The sequence below is a fragment of the Microbispora hainanensis genome, from assembly GCF_036186745.1.
Taxonomy (GTDB): Bacteria; Actinomycetota; Actinomycetes; order Streptosporangiales; family Streptosporangiaceae; genus Microbispora.
In genome coordinates this window covers 4,038,453-4,052,872 of sequence record NZ_CP108086.1, presented here as the reverse complement: position 1 = coordinate 4,052,872, position 14,420 = coordinate 4,038,453, and the positions used below count along the sequence as shown (strand labels likewise).

General features: G+C 70.3%; 9 protein-coding genes. 6 read left to right on the top strand and 3 right to left on the bottom strand.

Annotated elements, in window-relative coordinates:
• Positions 1-66 precede the first annotated feature (66 nt).
• Entirely contained in the window at positions 67-651 is a 585-nt protein-coding gene (locus OHB01_RS18985) for a hypothetical protein (RefSeq protein WP_168065861.1), read from the bottom strand.
• Entirely contained in the window at positions 648-3,113 is a 2,466-nt protein-coding gene (locus OHB01_RS18980) for an ATP-dependent Clp protease ATP-binding subunit (protein WP_328855770.1), read from the bottom strand. The genes OHB01_RS18985 and OHB01_RS18980 overlap by 4 nt, the downstream gene beginning before the upstream one ends.
• 106 nt (positions 3,114-3,219) lie before the next feature.
• On the opposite strand from OHB01_RS18980, the gene OHB01_RS18975 reads away from it, so the two are divergent.
• From OHB01_RS18975 to OHB01_RS18960, 4 genes are all read left to right on the top strand, one after another.
• Complete coding sequence (locus tag OHB01_RS18975; protein ID WP_147945490.1) at positions 3,220-3,831, top strand: TetR/AcrR family transcriptional regulator; 612 nt, start codon at positions 3,220-3,222, stop codon at positions 3,829-3,831.
• Positions 3,832-4,006: 175 nt separating this feature from the next.
• Positions 4,007-5,092: a pyruvate dehydrogenase (acetyl-transferring) E1 component subunit alpha gene (gene pdhA, locus OHB01_RS18970; RefSeq protein WP_328855769.1), complete on the top strand. Its 1,086-nt coding sequence runs from the start codon at positions 4,007-4,009 to the stop codon at positions 5,090-5,092.
• Positions 5,093-5,112: 20 nt separating this feature from the next.
• Positions 5,113-5,274, top strand: coding sequence for a hypothetical protein (locus tag OHB01_RS18965; RefSeq protein ID WP_187280854.1), 162 nt, complete (start codon positions 5,113-5,115; stop codon positions 5,272-5,274).
• Between the two features lie 144 nt (positions 5,275-5,418).
• On the top strand, positions 5,419-10,167 hold the full coding sequence (locus OHB01_RS18960; RefSeq protein WP_328710855.1) for a ThuA domain-containing protein: 4,749 nt from the start codon (positions 5,419-5,421) through the stop codon (positions 10,165-10,167).
• A 301-nt stretch (positions 10,168-10,468) separates the two neighbouring features.
• Here OHB01_RS18960 and OHB01_RS18955 read toward each other — a convergent pair whose 3' ends face one another.
• Positions 10,469-10,762: a hypothetical protein gene (locus OHB01_RS18955; protein WP_328855768.1), complete on the bottom strand. Its 294-nt coding sequence runs from the start codon at positions 10,760-10,762 to the stop codon at positions 10,469-10,471.
• A gap of 797 nt (positions 10,763-11,559) precedes the next feature.
• On the opposite strand from OHB01_RS18955, the gene OHB01_RS18950 reads away from it, so the two are divergent.
• Both OHB01_RS18950 and OHB01_RS18945 read left to right on the top strand, forming a co-directional pair.
• Positions 11,560-11,811 (top strand): hypothetical protein, encoded by a 252-nt coding sequence (locus OHB01_RS18950; protein WP_168066106.1) that lies wholly within the window; start codon positions 11,560-11,562, stop codon positions 11,809-11,811.
• On the top strand, positions 11,790-14,324 hold the full coding sequence (locus OHB01_RS18945; protein ID WP_328855767.1) for a DUF222 domain-containing protein: 2,535 nt from the start codon (positions 11,790-11,792) through the stop codon (positions 14,322-14,324). Before OHB01_RS18950 ends, OHB01_RS18945 begins: the two co-directional genes overlap by 22 nt.
• Positions 14,325-14,420 lie beyond the last annotated feature (96 nt).

Below are 14,420 nucleotides of genomic sequence, written 5' to 3'. Positions count from 1 at the left end.
TATGCGCAACAGACTGAGGCCGTGCAGGGCCAGTGTCAAGAGGTGAAGAGAGTTGTCGCCCTCCGGTCAGCGGGGGCCCTGCTCCAGTTGGGTGACGACCGGGGCGAGCAGGTCGTTAAGCTCGCGTACGAGGACCACGAGCGCGCGGTGGGCCGTCTCGGCCAGATCATCAGCCGGCCCGTCCGGCGCGGGAGGCAGGTCGTCCAGCGGCACCGGGGCGTCCACGACCAGGGTCGGACGCAGGTAGGGGACCTTCGCGAGGTCCTGCTCGGCAGGCTCGACGAACTGGCCGAAGATCTCCGGCCAGTCCCGCCAGCCGCGGTCGCGCCACCAGTCGCGCGACACCGTCAGCGCGGCCGGCGGCGGGGAGACGATCGTGACGTGCGCCGTCAGCGACCCGTCCCAGGTGTTGCGGTCGCAGGAGGCCGACAGGATCCGCCGGTGCCAGCGCACGAACCCTGGCGAGGTCAGGGGCGGGGTGGCGATCCGCCAGGCCGCGCACGCGAACGCGACCGGGGCGATGTCACCCCACACCCCCTCGAACTCACCGATGTTCTCCCACACGCGCTCCGAGTAGTGGCTGACGCCGCTGTAGCGGACGCGCTCGCGGTCGGACCGGCCGTCGATCCAGAACGCCTGCTGGGCGGTCATACGGCGGCGGGCGCGGTCTCGCCGGTGAAGGTGAACGTGGCGGCCTCGCCCTCGCCCTCGATGTCGATCTTGACGACCTGGCCCGGCCGCAGCTCGCCGTAGAGGATCTTCTCCGACAGCGTGTCCTCCAGCTCGCGCTGGATCGTGCGGCGCAGCGGACGGGCGCCCATCACCGGGTCGTACCCCCGGTCGGCGAGCACCTGCTTGGCCGCCGCCGACACCTCAAGGCCCATGTCGCGGTCCTTCAGGCGCTCGGCCACCTGGGCGAGCATCAGGTCCACGATCTGGATGATCTCCTTGGGCGTGAGCTGGTGGAAGACCACGATGTCGTCGACGCGGTTGAGGAACTCCGGCCGGAAGTGCTGCTTGAGCTCCTCCTGCACCTTGACCTTCATCCGCTCGTACGTGCTCTCCTCGTCGTTCGCCTTCGCGAAGCCCAGCCCCACGGCCTTGGAGATGTCACGGGTGCCGAGGTTGGTCGTCATGATGATGACGGTGTTCTTGAAGTCCACAACCCGGCCCTGGGCGTCGGTCAGGCGACCGTCCTCCAGAATCTGCAACAGGCTGTTGAAGATGTCCCCGTGCGCCTTCTCGACCTCGTCGAACAGGACGACGGAGAACGGCTTGCGCCGCACCTTCTCGGTGAGCTGACCACCCTCTTCGTACCCGACGTAGCCGGGCGGGGAGCCGAACAGCCGCGAGACGGTGTGCTTCTCCATGAACTCCGACATGTCCAGCATGATCAGCGCGTCTTCGTCGCCGAACAGGAACTCCGCCAGCGCCTTGGACAGCTCGGTCTTACCGACACCCGACGGGCCGGCGAAGATGAACGACCCACCCGGACGCCGCGGATCCTTCAGACCGGCCCGCGTACGCCGGATCGACCGCGACAGCCCCTTGATCGCGTCGTCCTGACCGATGATCCGCTTGTGCAGCTCGTCTTCCATCCGCAGCAGCCGCTGCGACTCCTCCTCGGTCAGCTTGAACACCGGGATACCGGTGGCGGTGGCCAGAACCTCGGCGATCAGCTCCTCGGTCACCTCGGCCACGACATCCATGTCGCCGGCCTTCCACTCCTTCTCCCGCCGCTCCCGCTTGAGCTGCAGCTGCTTTTCCTGATCCCGCAACGCCGCGGCCTTCTCGAAGTCCTGCGCGTCGATCGCGGACTCCTTCTCCCGCCGCACATTCGCGATCTTCTCGTCGTACTCACGCAGGTCCGGCGGCGCCGTCATCCGGCGGATCCGCATCCGCGACCCCGCCTCGTCGATCAGGTCGATCGCCTTGTCCGGCAGGAACCGGTCACTGATGTAACGGTCGGCCAGCGTCGCCGCCGCCACGAGCGCACCGTCGGTGATCGACACCCGGTGATGCGCCTCATACCGGTCCCGCAGCCCCTTGAGGATCTCGATCGTGTGCGACAACGACGGCTCGGCCACCTGGATCGGCTGGAACCGCCGCTCCAGCGCCGCGTCCTTCTCGACGTGCTTGCGATACTCGTCCAGGGTCGTCGCGCCGATCGTCTGCAGCTCGCCCCTCGCGAGAGGGGGCTTCAGAATGCTCGCGGCGTCGATGGCGCCCTCGGCGGCGCCCGCGCCCACCAGCGTGTGCAGCTCGTCGATGAACAAGATGATGTCGCCCCGGGTGCGGATCTCCTTGACGACCTTCTTCAGGCGCTCTTCGAAGTCACCGCGGTAGCGGGAACCCGCCACCAGCGCACCCAGATCGAGGGTGTAGAGCTGCTTGTCCTTCAGCGTCTCGGGCACCTCACCCTTGACGATCTTCTGCGACAACCCCTCCACCACGGCGGTCTTGCCCACACCGGGCTCACCCACCAGCACCGGGTTGTTCTTCGTCCGGCGGGACAGCACCTGCATGACCCGCTCGATCTCCTTGTCCCGGCCGATCACCGGGTCGAGCTTGCCCTCCCGCGCAGCCTGCGTCAGATTCCGCCCGAACTGATCCAGCACAAGCGACGTCGACGGCGCCGACTCCTGCGGCCCGCCCGCCGCCGCCGGCTCCTTGCCCTGATACCCGTGCAGCAACTGGATGACCTGCTGACGCACCCTGTTCAGATCAGCGCCAAGCTTCACCAGCACCTGCGCCGCGACACCCTCACCCTCCCGGATCAACCCCAGAAGAATGTGCTCGGTGCCGATGTAGTTGTGCCCGAGCTGCAACGCCTCGCGCAGCGACAGCTCAAGAACCTTCTTGGCCCGCGGCGTGAAAGGAATGTGACCCGAAGGCGCCGACTGCCCCTGGCCGATGATCTCCTCGACCTGCTGGCGCACCCCCTCGAGACTGATCCCAAGACTCTCCAGAGCCTTGGCCGCCACACCCTCACCCTCATGGATCAAACCAAGAAGAATGTGCTCAGTGCCGATGTAGTTGTGGTTGAGCATCCGAGCCTCTTCCTGGGCCAGGACGACAACCCGCCGCGCACGGTCGGTGAACCTCTCGAACATCAGCACTCCTCGCTGCGGCGTGACCTACAATCGGAGTCTCCACTTCGGTTACAGGCTATGAAGCGGCGAATCCGGATGTCAATCGAGGCGTGGGGAGAGCCGAGGGATGCCGAAGGACCAGCGCGTTCCCGAGCAGGACGCCTCCGGAACGCCGGCCAGGACACTGCGCGCCGACGCCCAGCGCAACCGTACCCGCATCCTGGAGGCCGCGGAGACCGTCTTCGCCGCCAAGGGCCCCTCCGCCTCGACCGAGGAGATCGCCCAGAAGGCCGGAGTCGGCATCGGGACCGTCTTCCGGCACTTCCCCACCAAGGAGTCCCTGCTCAAGGCGATCATGCACGCGGTCGCGGTCAGGCTGGCCGACGAGGCCCGGGCGCTCGCGGCCGAGGGCGATCCCGCCACCGCCTTCTTCGCCTTCTTCACCCGCACGGTCGAGCAGGCCGCGGAGCAGAAGACCGTCGTCGACCTGCTCGCCCAGGCCGGCATCCCGGTCACCGTCGCCAAGCCCGTGCTCGCGCTGCGCGAGGCCGTCGAGGTGCTCGTCGGCAAGGCCCAGCAGGCCGGTGCCGTACGGCCCGACGTACGGGTGCCGGAGATCATGGCCCTGCTCGTCGGCGTGTGCCAGGCGTCCCTGCACACGCCGTGGGAGCCCGATCTGCGGGCCCGTACGCTCGCGATCGTCTTCGCGGGCCTGCGCCCCGCCGACGCGACCGGCTGACCCCCGTCTCAAGGTGGTCACACAAAACCGCAGCTCATCGGCATGGCGGGCACGTCGTGTGAACCCTTGCACCTGACAACCGCAATGATTGGCTGCGCACGGTGCGGACGGACCCGTCGATGGGGAGGGGTCGGAGGCGCCGCGCAGCGGTCACCGCTGTCAGAGAGGAGACGACGTGCGGCGCCAGGACGAGACCGAAGATCTGGTCCAGCTGCTCACGCCCGAAGGCGAGCGTGTCGCGCACCCCGAGTATGACCTGGACCTGTCGAAAAGCCAGTATCGGGGGCTGTACCGCGACATGGCCCTCGTACGCCGGATCGACCGGGAGGCCTTCGCTCTCCAGCGCCTCGGCGAGCTGGGAATGTGGATCCCCTGTCTGGGGCAGGAGGCCGCCCAGATCGGGTCGGGCCGGGCGCTCGCCCCGGACGACCACGTGTTCCCCTCCTATCGGGAGCACGGCGTCGCCTGGTGCCGGGGCATCCCCCCTCTCGACCTCATGGGCATGCTGCGCGGCACGACGAACGGCGGCTGGAACCCCCGGGAGACCCGCTTCCACCTCTACACGATCGTCCTCGGCGCGCAGACCCTGCACGCCGTGGGATACGCCATGGGGGTGCGCAGGGACGGCGACGACTCGGCCGTCGTGGCCTACTTCGGCGACGGCGCGGCGAGCGAGGGGGACGTCAGCGAGGCGTTCAACTTCGCGGCCGTGTTCGACGCGCCGGTGGTGTTCTTCTGCCAGAACAACCAGTGGGCCATCTCCCACCCGGTCGGCCGGCAGAGCAAGGCGCCGATCTACCAGCGCGCGCGGGGCTACGGCTTCCCCGGCGTACGAGTGGACGGCAACGACGTGCTGGCCTGCCTCGCCGTGACGAGGGCCGCCCTGCGGCACGTACGCTCCGGGGGCGGGCCGTTCCTCATCGAGGCGCACACCTATCGGATGGGCCCGCACACCACCTCCGACGACCCGGGCCGTTATCGGCCGGCCGAGGAGGTGGAGGAGTGGCGGCGGAAGGACCCGATCGCGCGCATGCGGGCCTACCTGCTGCGGGAGGGCATGGCCGACGAGGCGTTCTTCGCCGAGGTCGACGAGGAGGGCGACCGCCTGGCGCTCGAACTGCGCGACGGGGTCATCTCCATGCCGGATCCGCCGGTGGACGCCATCTTCGAGCACGTCTACTCCGACCGGCACGCGCTGGTCGAGGAGGAGCGCGCCTGGTACGCCGCCTACCTCGACCGCTTCGAGGAGCCCGGCGCCTGAGAACCGCAGGGGGCGCTGACATGACCGACCCGCCCGTACGCCTGTTCCCCGGTCGTGACGGGGCGGAGCTCGCCTATCGCGAGATCGGGGACGGCCGTCCCCTCGTGCTGTCCACGGCTTCGCCGCCGACGGGCTCCAGTGGCTGCGTCCGGGTCCCGCGGCCGACTTTCGTCACGAACTAGCAAAAGTTACGTCGTTTCGCGCGAACTATCTTCACAACTCTCAAAAAGAAGCTTACCTTCGGGGCGAATCACCGCCAGAGCGGCGGGTTTGTGAAGCGCGCGCGTGCCGAACACGCGGGCCCTCGAAGGAAAGGAAGCTCCGCCATGCCCCCCAGGCGGCCGACCGATCGCGCCAGAAAACGGATCGCGCAGACCTGCGCCCTACTCCTGGCCTTCACGGGCGTGACCGTGCTCACCCCGGCCGCGCCCGCACAGGCGCACGCGGCGCCCATCGAGGCCGCCGACTACCAGCGCGTGGAGCTGGCCAAGGGCGTCGCCGAGATGGGCGAGCCGATGACGATGACCGTGCTGCCCGACCTGTCGGTGCTGCACACCGCGCGCGAGGGTGTCCTGCGGCGCACCGACGCGCGCGGCGACACGACCGTGGTCGGCACGCTGAACGTCTACACCCACGACGAGGAGGGGCTCCAGGGAGTCGCCGCCGACCCGGGCTTCGCGACAAACCGGTTCATCTACCTCTACTACGCGCCCCGGCTCGACACGCCTGACGGCGACGCTCCGGCCACCGCGTCGGACTTCTCCGCCTGGAAGGGCGTGAACCGGCTGTCCAGGTTCACCGTCAAGCCCGACTGGACGCTCGACAAGGACAGCGAGGTCAAGATCCTCGACGTGCCCGCCGACCGCGGCATCTGCTGCCACGTGGGCGGCGACATGGACTTCGACGCCGAAGGCAACCTCTATCTCTCGACCGGCGACGACAGCAACCCCTTCGACTCGTCCGGCTACGCCCCGATCGACGAGCGGCCCGACCGCAACCCCGCGTACGACGCCCAGCGCAGCGCGGGCAACACCAACGACCTGCGCGGCAAGATCCTGCGCATCAAGGTCAAGCCCGACGGGACCTACGACATCCCCGAGGGCAACCTGTTCCCGCCGGGCACTCCCGGCACGCGGCCCGAGATCTACGCCATGGGCTTCCGCAACCCGTTCCGGCTGAGCGTCGACAAGGCCACGGGCGTCGTCTACGTCGGCGACTACGGCCCCGACGCCGGCACCAGCGACCCCAACCGGGGGCCGAGCGGCCAGGTCGAGTTCAACCGGGTCACCCGGGCCGGCAACTACGGCTGGCCCTACTGCACGGGCACCAACACGCCGGCCGAGACCTACAACGCCTTCACGTTCCCCTCCGGCCCCTCCGGGGCGAAGTACGACTGCGCCGGCGGCCCGGTCAACGCCTCCCCGCGCAACACCGGGCAGCGTACGCTGCCGCCCGCCCAGCCCGCGTGGATCAGGTACGGCGGCGACGCCGGCTCGCCGCCCGAGTTCGGCAGCGGCTCCGAGTCGCCCATGGGCGGGCCGGTCTACCACTACGACCCCGCGCTCGACTCGGCGGTCAAGTTCCCGCAGGACCTGGACGGGCACCTGTTCGCGGGCGAGTTCGGCCGCCGGTGGATCAAGGCGATCGACGTGCAGGCCGACGGGACGCGCGGCGACATCGCCGACTTCCCGTGGACCGGCACGCAGATCATGGACCTGGCGTTCGGTCCGGACGGCGCGCTGTACGTGCTCGACTACGGCACCGGCTACTTCAACGGCGACGCCAACTCGGCGCTGTATCGCTTCGAGTACATCAAGGGCCGCGACCGCTCCCCCATCGCCGTGGCCAAGGCCGACAAGACCTCGGGCAAGACGCCCCTCACCGTCACCTTCTCCTCGGCCGGCTCCGCCGACCCCGAGGGCGCCGCGCTCACCTACTCCTGGGACTTCGGCGACGGCACCAGCTCCACCGAGGCGAACCCGGTCAAGACGTACGACGAGGACGGCACGTTCACCGCGACGCTGACCGTGCGCGACCCCGCGGGCAACAGCGGCAGCGCGAGCGTGGTCGTCACGGCGGGCAACACCGCGCCGACGGTGACCATCGAGACGCCCGTCGAGGGCAGCCTGTTCCAGTGGGGCGACTCTGTCCCGTTCACGATCAAGGTCACCGACCCTGAGGACGGCGACGTCGACTGCGCCAAGGTCAAGATGACGTACGTGCTCGGCCACGACAGCCACGGCCACCAGATCAGCTCCAAGAACGGATGCTCGGGCGAGCTGACCATCCCCGTGGACGGCGAGCACGACGACGCGGCGAACATCTTCGCCGTGTTCGACGCCGAATACACCGACAAGGGCGGGCTGACCACCCACGCCCAGCACATCCTGCAGCCGCGGCACCGCCAGGCCGAGCACTACACCGCCTCCCAGGGCGTCAACCCCATCAACAAGGCGCCGGCGCACGGCGGCAGGACCGTGGGCGACATCGACAACGGCGACTGGATCTCCTTCAAGCCCTACACGCTGACCACGGCCAAGGGGATCGCGGCCCGCGTCTCCTCCGGCGGGAGGGGCGGCACCATCGAGGTCCGCGCGGGCTCGCCGACCGGCACCCTGCTGGGCAAGGTGAGCGTGCCCGTCACCGGAAGCTGGGAGACGTTCACCGACGTCTCCGCGCCGCTCGCGAACGCCCCGGCCGGGACGACCGAGCTCTACCTCTACTTCAAGGGCAACGACGGGGCGCTGTTCGACGTGGACGACTTCACGCTGACGGCCGAACCGCCCACGGGCGGCAGCCCCGGACCGATCGTCAACGCCGGCGGCCTGTGCCTCGACGTCGCGAACGCCGACCCGGCCAACGGCACCAAGGTGCAGCTCTACCAGTGCAACGACACCGGCGCGCAGGTCTGGAGCGTCAACGGCTCCACGATCCGCTCGCTCGGCAAGTGCCTCGACGTGTCCAACGGCGGCACCGCCGACGGCACGCGGGTGCAGATCTGGGACTGCGTCGCGAACGTCCCCGCGCAGATCTGGACGATCGGGACGGACGGCACCATCAAGAACCCGCAGTCGGGCAAGTGCCTCGACGGCTCGAACACCGGGCAGATGGTCATCAAGACCTGTGACGGCAGCAACGCGCAGAAGTGGACGACCTCGACGGCCCCGGGCAGCGGCGAGGGCGAGGTCCTGGTCTTCTCCCGTACGGCCGGCTTCCGGCACGACTCCATCCCGGCCGGCATCCAGGCCATCAAGGACCTGGGCTTCAGGGTCACCGCGACCGAGGACCCGGCCGTCTTCACCACCCAGAACCTGGCGAAGTACAAGGCCGTGGTGTTCCTCAGCACCACGGGCGACGTGCTGAACGACGCCCAGCAGGCGGCCTTCGAGTCGTACGTCAAGGCGGGCGGCGGCTACGCCGGCATCCACGCGGCGGCCGACACCGAATATGACTGGCCGTTCTACGGCGGCCTGGTCGGGGCGTGGTTCGCCTCGCACCCCGCCGTACAGCAGGCGACCGTGAAGGTGGAGGACCGGGCCCACCCGGCGACCGCCCACCTCGGGACGGCGTGGACCCGCACCGACGAGTGGTACGACTACCGCACCAACGCCCGCAGCACCGCCCACGTGCTGGCCACGCTGGACGAGAAGTCCTACTCCGGCGGGAAGATGGGCGAGGACCACCCGATCGCGTGGTGCAAGGAATATCAGGGCGGCCGGTCGTTCTACACGGGCGGCGGCCACACCGCGGCGTCCTTCTCCGAGCCGGCGTTCCGGCAGCACCTGCTCGGCGGCATCCGGTACGCCATGGGCGACCTCAAGGCCGACTGCCGTCCCGAGACCGGCTACACCACGCTCTACGATGGCGGCACCACCGGCTGGGAGCAGGCCGGGCCGGGCGGCTTCACCGAGACCGACGGCACGCTGACCTCGCACGGCGGCCTGGGGCTGTTCTGGTACAAGGCGAAGGAGTTCCACTCCTACTCGCTCAAGCTCGACTGGAAGATGAACGGCGACGACAACTCGGGCGTCTTCGTCGGCTTCCCCGCCTCGGACGACCCGTGGTCGGCCGTCGACAACGGCTACGAGATCCAGATCGACGCCACGGACGTGCCGGAGAAGACCACCGGGTCGGTCTACGGCTTCCAGTCGGCGGACCTCAAGGCCAGGGACGCCGCGCTCAACCCGCCCGGCCAGTGGAACACCTACGAGATCCGCGTGGAGGGCGAGCGCCTGCAAGTCTTCCTGAACGGCGTGAAGATCAACGACTTCGTCAACACCGATCCGGCGCGGTCCCTCCAGCAGGGCTACGTGGGCATCCAGAACCACGGCGACGGCGACGAGGTGTCGTTCCGGAACATCCGCATCAAGGAGCTCGGCCCGGCGACGGGCGACGTCACCGTCCAGGCCGAGAGCTGGACCGAGGCGAACGGCGTGGACACCTACCCGCACGCCCCCGCGCACGGCGGCACCGTGCTCGGCTATGTCAACCCCGGCGACTGGGCGGCGTACGACGGGATCGACCTGACCGGCGTCACCCGGTTCACGGCGCGGGTGGCCTCGCCCAACCCGAGCGGCGGCTTCGAGATCCGGACCGGTTCCCCGACCGGCCCCGTGCTCGGCACCGTCACCGTCCCCAACACCGGCGGCTGGGAGTCGTACGAGGACGTCTCCACGCCGCTCACGAACGTCCCCTCCGGGACGGCGAAGCTCTACCTGGTGTTCACCGGGGCCGACTTCGACGTGGACGACTTCACGCTCGTCCGCGACCCGAAGGACGGGCCGAAGGTCGAGCTGACCGTGACGGCCGAGTCCCGCTGCGTCGGCACCTCGGCGCACCTCGCCGTGACCGCCGTGAACGACGGTGACGTGCCCGCGACGGTCACGCTGACCACGCCGTACGGCGCCAAGACGGTGAGCGATGTGGCCCCGGGCAAGAAGGCCTACCAGTCCTTCAACACCCGGGCCGGGCAGATCGACGCGGGCACGGTCACCGTGACCGGCACCGCCACGATCGACGGCACGGAGGTCACCTCGTCGTACGACGCGGCCTACACGGCGGCCACCTGCCGCTGACCGTACCGCTGAGCCGCACTGGCCGGCCGGTTTGCGGCCACCCGGGGTGCCCCGCGACGCGAGTCGCGGGGCACCCGCTTCGTTTCCGGCCGGATACTCCCGGCGCAGTAGCCGTACGCCGGACGGAGCAGGGCCGAGGTGCCTGTGGCCGGACAACGCGATGCGGGCACGGCCCGGCCTGACGTTGCGAGGCGTCAGCCAGCCTCGGAGGGAAGGCCCCGCATGGCCGCATCGCACACAGCGTCTCCGACTGGGCCACCCACCGGGTCACCCACCGGGTGCCACTGGGTCGCCCACCGGGTTAGCCGCAGCGCCCGCACCCGCCTTCGCCCGTCCGGCCGCCCCGGGTCACCCGAACGGCTGGATCGCCGACCTCGGCTTCGCCGTACTCACCGTGGTCGTCTTCGTCGCCGTCGCCCTCGCCGTCGCCCTCGCCCTCGCCCTCGCCCTCGCCCTCGCCCTCGCCACGGGAGTGTGCAACCCGTGGGACGGGGTCGTCCCCCTCGCGCTGGTCCTCGGTGCGCTCCTGCTCGTCCGGCGTCGATGGCCGATCGCCGTGCTGCTGCTGTCGGTCACCGCGGTCTTCGTCTATCACCTGGGGCATCCCTCCCCCGCCGGGTGGATCCGGCCCGGCGCGGTGGCGTACTTCACCGCAACCCGCGTCTCCCCACCCGCCCGCGACCCGACTGCCCGGCCAGGCGTCCCGGCCCGGCACGGTGGCGCATTTCACCGCAACCCGCGTCTCCCCACCCGCCCGCGACCCGACTGCCCGGCCAGGCGTCCCGGCCCGTCGCAGCGGCGTACTTCACCGCAACCCGCGTCTCCCGACCCACCCGCGACCCGACTGCCCGGCACAGTGCTCCCGCCCGACCGCGACGTCCTCCGCGCACAGCGCCCCCGACGTCGCGTGTCGGGAGATCGCCGAGCGCCCGGCCGTCTGCCTGCCGACCGCCGACCGCCGACCGCCGACCGCCGACCGCCGACCGCCGACCGCCGAAACCTACGTCAGGACCGTTGCTGTCCCCGACCTGTGATTCCAAGAGATTGCTAGTTGATCTTGAACTAGCCCCAAGGACGCGAGAGAATTAATACAAGTTTTCGAATCACTCGATGGAGGTGCCATGGATCTGTTCGATGACGATCCTGAGCGCCTTCGTCGTTCGAGCGATGCCGACGGTGAGTGGTGGGACCGTCTGATCGCCAACTCGCCGCTGTGGTCGTCCGACGGCTCGTCCGCCCGTGAGCCCTTCCCGATCATCAACTTTGGCCCCCGGCAGCCCGCCGGCACGCCCGGCACCCAGACCACGGACGCCCCAGGGACGGACGTCCCAGGCACCGACACCGACAGCGCAGACAGCGACGACACGAACGCCGTGCGTGGGGCTGCCATCGGTGCGAACGCCGCTGGCACGGACGGCGCTCGCGCGGACGCCGCCCGTGGGACTGCCGATGGTGGGGCTGCCGATGGCGCGGACGCTGCTGACGCGGATGCTTCTGGCGCGGATGCTTCTGGCGCGGATGGCGCCCGTGGTGATGCCGCTGACGCGGGTGCTTCCGGTGTGGGTGGCCGCGGTCGTGGTCGTGTGCGGTCGTCGTGGGTGGTGGTGGGGTCGGTTCGTGAGGTGGCCCAAGAGCTGGCGCTGACCCCGCTTCCCGACGATGTGGACATGTGCCTTGCCGAGGCGGAGGAGTTGCTGTTCGCCCGCGACCGGATCACCAGCGCCCTGGCCGACCGCGTCGGCCGGGTCCACCGAGCAGGTCAGGCCAGGCAGCACGGCCATGCCTCCACCCGGTGCTGGCTACGCACCGCCGCCGGGATGACGGTGGGCGGTGCGGGCCGCCTGCTCACGTTGGGGGCGGAACTGCCGCGCCTCCCCACCGTGCGGGAGAAGTTCGCCACAGGGGAGTTGGCGGCGGGGGTGGTGGAGGCCATCTGCGCCGCTGTGGCCGGACTAACCGACGAGCAGGCCGGCCTGGCGGAGCCGATCTTGGTGGACCTGGCCAGTAAAGCGGGGGCGGCGGAGGTCGCCAAGGCCGGCCGCCATCTGCGGGCGGTGCTGGACCCCGATGGGGAAGAGCGGGATGAGCGGGCCGATTACGGGAGGCGGTTCCTGCGGGTCCGCACCAGTAAGGGCGGCGGCGTGGAAGGGGAGTTCTACCTGCCGCGTGAGGCCGGCGCCCGGTTGATGGCGTTGTTGCAGGCGTATGCCAAGCTGAGGGCACAGGGGGATGACCGCCCGCTGACGGTACGTCAGGCGGACGCGCTGATCGCCCTGCTGGAGCAGAAGATCGTCACCGAGCTCCTCGTCGTGGTCAGCGCCGAATCCCTCCCCACCGACCCCGAAACCACCGACCCCACCGCCGACGACCCGGCCACCCAAGACCCCGCCGACCCCACCGACCCCACCGACCCCAGCGACGACAACCCATACCCCGCCGACCCGGCCACCCAAGACACCGCCGACCCTGCCGCCGACGACGAGGTCAGCGACCACTTCGCAGACCTCGGCGACAGCACCCCCAGCGACTACGTCCCCGACCCCGCCGCAAGCACTGACGAGCCGAGCCAGGCCGACGACACCACCGACCACGCCGAAAACGCGCGGGATGCCGGGGGCTTCGAGGAAAGCCGGGACGACACGGGCGACTCTGCTCCCGGCGAGGCCGGGGCAGATGCCGGTGCGGAGAGCGCCGACGACACCAACGCCTACGCCCCCGACGCCACCGGAAGCGCCGACGACCCCAGCCAGGCCGACGACGCCGTCTCCGACGTGATGGGCGATCCGGGTGCTGCGGGCGGCACCGGCGGCCCCGAGACCCCGGACGAGCTCGACACTGCTGAGGCTGTCCCCGCCACCGACCCTGCCGCTGGCTCCGGCGACGTCGCGACCGGACTTCGCGATGAGGAGCCTTGTGGCTGGGGAGCGGGTGAGTGCGGGGCCGGTGAGCGGCGGCGTGGGGAGTGCGAGCCGCGCAGCACCGCGAACACCGCCTGCGCCGAGGGCGACCACACCGCGAACGCCGACTCCGCCGAAGACGACGACACCGCGAGCACCCGCTCTGCCGAGAGCGACACGACCGCGCCTGCAGAGGGCGATGACTGCGATCGCGGCGCGGCCCAGTCCGGAGCAACCCACGCCCGGCGGGGTGCGTCAGCATGGCCTGCTCACGGTGGCGGGCATTCGCACACAGCCCCTTCGCACGCTGCCCCTTCGGGCACAGCCCCTTCGGACACAGCCCCTTCGGACACAGCCCCTTCGGGTGCGACGGCTTCGGATGCGCCGCCATCGCAGGCAGCGCCATCGCAGGCAGCGCCCTCGGAGGCAGCGCCCTCGGAGGCAGCGCCTTCGGAGGCGGTGTGGCCGGATCCTCCTCCCGAGGATGTCTCCGCTCATCACACCCACGGTGGGCCTCGGACTGCGGGGGACTGCCGGCATGGCCAGGGCACGTGCCGGTGCGGCAGCCAGGGCGCGTGGCGGTGCAGTGGCGACGCGCGGTGCTCGTGCGCGACGCAGGCAGCGGGAACTCCGGGAACAGCAGCGGGAGCCGGGCGAGCGACGCCGGAGACGGCGCAGGAGGCATCGCAAGGAGCCGCACAGGGGGCATCGCGGGGAGCGGCGCAAGGTGCGTCACCGGGATCTCCGGGTGCGTCGGCGGGCGCGATGCCCGGGGCGTTCTTGGGGTCGGCGTTGGGAGCGTCGGCAGGCACGTTCCTGGGGGCGTCGTTGGGGATGGCACCGGGGACCGCGCCGGGGTTGCTGCTGGCGACCGGGCAGGTGCTGCCCGTCTCCAGCGTGCATCGGCTCGCCCGCACCAGCACGTTGGTCCGGATCGTCATGAACGCCGACGGGCAGGTCCTCGACATGGGCCGCAAGGTCCGCCTGGCCACTCCTGCCCAGCGCCGGGCCATCTTCGCCCGGTATGCCACGTGCTGGGTCGACGGCTGCCCGCTCCCGGCGACCATGTGCCAGATCGACCACGCCGACAACTGGAGCACCGGCGGCCTCACGGACCTGAAGCTGCTGGGCCCGGCCTGCCAGTTCCACAACCGCGACCGCTACCAGCACCCCGAGCGCTACACCCGCCGCAAAGTCGGCGAAGACCGCTGGGCCTTCACCTACCACCGCCTCGGACAAGCCCGACGACTACACGAGTAAGGCCGAAGGCACGGGGGTGAGCGATGCGCAGCGCAGGCCCGGGCGGCGCGCGGACAGGCCCAGCGGCTGCGGGCGTGAGGCGAGAGCAGGCACCGG

Coding starts and splice junctions, on each gene's coding strand:
- OHB01_RS18985 (WP_168065861.1), bottom strand. CDS start 651: ATGACCGCCCAGCAGGCGTTCTGGATCGACGGCCGGTCCGACCGCGAG.
- OHB01_RS18980 (WP_328855770.1), bottom strand. CDS start 3,113: ATGTTCGAGAGGTTCACCGACCGTGCGCGGCGGGTTGTCGTCCTGGCC.
- OHB01_RS18975 (WP_147945490.1), top strand. CDS start 3,220: ATGCCGAAGGACCAGCGCGTTCCCGAGCAGGACGCCTCCGGAACGCCG.
- OHB01_RS18965 (WP_187280854.1), top strand. CDS start 5,113: ATGACCGACCCGCCCGTACGCCTGTTCCCCGGTCGTGACGGGGCGGAG.
- OHB01_RS18960 (WP_328710855.1), top strand. CDS start 5,419: ATGCCCCCCAGGCGGCCGACCGATCGCGCCAGAAAACGGATCGCGCAG.